3 protein-coding genes are annotated in these 3,391 nt (G+C 69.3%); 2 read left to right on the top strand and 1 reads right to left on the bottom strand.

The features are described 5' to 3' along the window. Together DD1DGNOD_RS02250 and DD1DGNOD_RS02245 are read left to right on the top strand one after the other, a co-directional pair. Positions 1 to 789: DEAD/DEAH box helicase (locus DD1DGNOD_RS02250; RefSeq protein WP_131769330.1), on the top strand; the 789-nt coding region annotated here is incomplete at its 5' end. Beyond that, positions 786 to 2,183, top strand: coding sequence for an SWIM zinc finger family protein (locus DD1DGNOD_RS02245; RefSeq protein WP_241255409.1), 1,398 nt, complete (start codon positions 786 to 788; stop codon positions 2,181 to 2,183). The genes DD1DGNOD_RS02250 and DD1DGNOD_RS02245, both read left to right, overlap by 4 nt. Positions 2,184 to 2,216: 33 nt before the next feature. Here the strand turns inward: DD1DGNOD_RS02245 and DD1DGNOD_RS02240 are convergent. Then, on the bottom strand, positions 2,217 to 3,391 hold a 1,175-nt coding region (locus DD1DGNOD_RS02240), incomplete at its 5' end, for a glycosyltransferase (RefSeq protein ID WP_241255408.1).

The raw sequence follows: 3,391 nt of genomic DNA, 5'->3' as shown, positions 1-3,391 counted from the left end.
CGGCCGTTCCTGCTGCGCCGGCGCAAGTCCGATCCGGGCATCGCGCCGGAACTGCCGCCCAAGACCGAGACGGACCGCATCGTCGCGCTCACGTCCGAACAGGTCACCCTGTACGAGGCCGTCGTCCGCGAGACCATGGCCGTCATCGCGGGCAAGGAAGGCATCGAGCGAGCCGGTCTGGTCTTCAAGCTGCTCACGGCACTCAAGCAGATCTGCAACCATCCCGCGCACTACCTGAAACAGTCCGGGCCGATCGCCGGCCGGTCGGGAAAGCTCGCCGCGTTCGACGAGCTGACCGATGTAATCATTTCGGGCGGGGAGTCCATGCTGGTGTTCACCCAGTACACCGAGATGGCCAAGCTGCTGGCACGGCATCTGGCCGGTCGTGGGATGGAGTCGCTGTTCCTGCACGGCGGGGTGCCGGTGAAGCGGCGGGAGACGATGGTCGCCCGGTTCCAGGCCGGCGAGGTACCCGTGTTCCTGCTGTCGCTCAAGGCCGGTGGCACCGGGCTGACACTGACCCGCGCAACCCACGTCCTGCACTACGACCGCTGGTGGAATCCGGCTGTGGAGGATCAGGCGACCGACCGCGCATACCGGATCGGGCAGGACCGTCCGGTTCAGGTCCACCGGCTGGTCACCGAAGGCACGCTGGAGGACCGTATAGCGTCCCTGCTGGAGACCAAGCGGGAACTGGCGGACGCGGTGATCGGTTCCGGTGAGGGATGGATCACCGAACTCTCCGACGACGACCTCGCCGATCTCGTGTCGTTGCGGAGCCGGATGTGAGCGCGGGGCGCGGGACGGCGACCCGGGTGGCAGCCTCCCAAGGCTCCCGCCCGGCACCGACGTCGGGGAGACGACGGGCGTTCGGGCGCACCTGGTGGGGTAAGGCATGGGTGGACGCCCTGGAGCAACGTGCCCGCCTCGATCCGAACCGGCTTCCGCGCGGGCGGACCTATGCCCGCAGTGGAGCTGTCGGCGAGCTGCGCGTCATGGTCGGCGAAGCGCGGGCGCCGGTGCAGGGCCGCCGGATCCGGCCGTATACGGTCCGTATCCGGGTGCGAACCTTCGATGACGACGAGTGGGCCCGGCTGCTGGACGCGGTCGCGGCCCAGCTCGGGCACACCGCTGCCCTGCTCGACGGAGAACTGCCCCCGCAGGTTGCCGACGACATCGCCGGTACCGGCCTGGATCTGCTGCCCGGCGCGGGTGAGGTCGGGCCGTCCTGCACCTGTCCGGACTCCGCCAACCCCTGCAAGCACGCCGCTGCCGTCTGCTATCTGGTCGCGGACGCTCTGGACGCCGATCCGTTCGTCCTCCTGCTGCTGCGTGGTCGTACCCGCGAGGAGGTGCTGGCAGGGTTGCGGTCCCGCCGCCGTGGTGCGGCCACCCCCGCCGAGTCGCCGCCACGCCACGCAACCACCCGAGGATCCGGGCCTCCCGGATCTCCAGCGATCGCACGCACGTCGTCACCGGCCACAGATCATGACGAAGGGGTGGACGCACGGACCATACTGGGTGCGCTCCCTCCGGCCGGACCCATACCCACCCCGCCGATGCCGCCCGAGCAGCCCGGCCATCCGGCTGCGTTGCCGGTGGAGCCACCGCCAGGCAGCGCGACCGGAAGCACGGGAAGTGACAAGGCCCGTGGCCCGGTTGGCGGCAAGGCCGGCGGCCCGGCTGGCGATGCCACGGTACGCGACGATCTGTTTGCCCTGGCCGCGGACGCGGCCGTCCGAGCGTGGGAACTCGCGGTCGGCATCGGCAGCGGCGGGCTCGACCTCGACCCGGAGGTCGATCTCGCGCGCCGTGCCGACCGGGCGCTGGGTACGTCCGCCTTCCCAACCCTGGTGGCCCGCTCGGGGGTGGCCGGTCGCGAACTGGCCCGCTGGGGGCTGGCCTGGCGTTACGGTGGCGCCACCGCGCTTGAGCTCCTCCGCGAGACCTGGCAACCGGACACGGGTGGAGCTGACGCGGACGCGTTGAAGGCCGCGAAGGTGGCCTTGCGGACGGTGTCCGGCCAGAGCGTGAGAGTGCATCGGAACAGGATCACCGCCGGTGGGGTACAGCTCCGCTTCGGACGCGACGGGCTGTGGTACCCCTACGCCCGATCGGACGGCGGGTGGGATCCGGCCGGACCGCCCCAGCCGGATCCCACCCGAGCCGCTGCCGTGCTGTGAACCGTCACCCGCCGTGAACCACCGACCGGTTGATCAGTGCGCGAACGTCCATGCCGACAGGAGGGCGACGGCGAGGAGGATCGTCCCGCGTATCGGAACCTGCCAGCGCTCGACCACGGCACGCCGCTCGCTGACCGCCGACAGCGGCCCGGCCATGGTCACGAGCAGGATCCCCGCCCACACCAGCGCGAACACCGGGCGCTCCGCCCGGGTGTCGAACGCGTAGAAAACGATCGAGAACACGAGTACGACCACGAGGAGGATCTGCGGAAGTACGAGCAGCGACATCCTCGGCTGGAACGCCTTCTCGGTGGTACCGGACGAGCGGGGTCGGTATCCGGACGCGACGCGCGCGAGCGCGAGGAGATAGATCGGGGAGTTGAACAGCACGCTTCCCACCGTGCGGGGTGTGGACCTCATCCCCGCGTATGCGGCGATGAAGAGCAGGGTGCTGGCGAGGTAGGGCAGCCCGAACAGCAGATACGACTGTTGGGATGCCGCGGAGGAGAGCTGGGAACGGAAGACGATGGACAGCACCGGGCCCATCGCAAAGATCATCTGAACGGACGCCAGCAGGGGGCTGAGGCTGGTGTGCAGGTAGTGTGCCCGCTGCCAGCCGCTCAGGCCCGGCTTGACCAGCGGGTTGTCGAACAGCAGCAGCCGGGTGCCGTCCATCGCCCAGCGCAGGCGCTGCTTGGCATAGACGGCCGCCGTCGCCGGCGCCGTCCCGATCGAAATCGGGACAGGATGGTAGACGCTGGACCAGCCATGAGAATGCAACTCGTACGACGTCTGCACGTCTTCGACGATGTTCCATTCGCTGAATCCGCCGACCGATTCGAGCGCGGATCGCCGGTACAGCGTTCCGTTGCCGCAGGAGAACGCGGCGTTGTCGCGGTCCTTCGCCGGCTGCAGGGAGCGGTAGAATATGGTTTCGGCGTTGTTCAGGATGTCGATGCGGCCCGTGTCGAAACACTGGGCGGTGCAGACGAAACCAACGCCGGGGTCACGTAGATAACCGACCACCCGCTCCCCGAGGTCCGGAACCACGAGGTGGTCCGCGTCGAGGGTCAGAATCGCGTCACCGTCGGTGCGGGCCAGCGCGTGGTTGAGATTACCGGCTTTTCCCGGCGTACCGTCGACCCGGGTGAAGCACGGCACACCGAGACGGGCCGCGAGCGCGTCGATCTCCCGCCAGTCCTTCCGCC

Source organism: Candidatus Protofrankia californiensis (assembly GCF_900634765.1).
Lineage (GTDB): Bacteria > Actinomycetota > Actinomycetes > Frankiales > Frankiaceae > Protofrankia > Protofrankia californiensis.
Note: the sequence above shows the minus strand (reverse complement) of the source record. Positions and strands in the feature narration are given on the sequence as shown.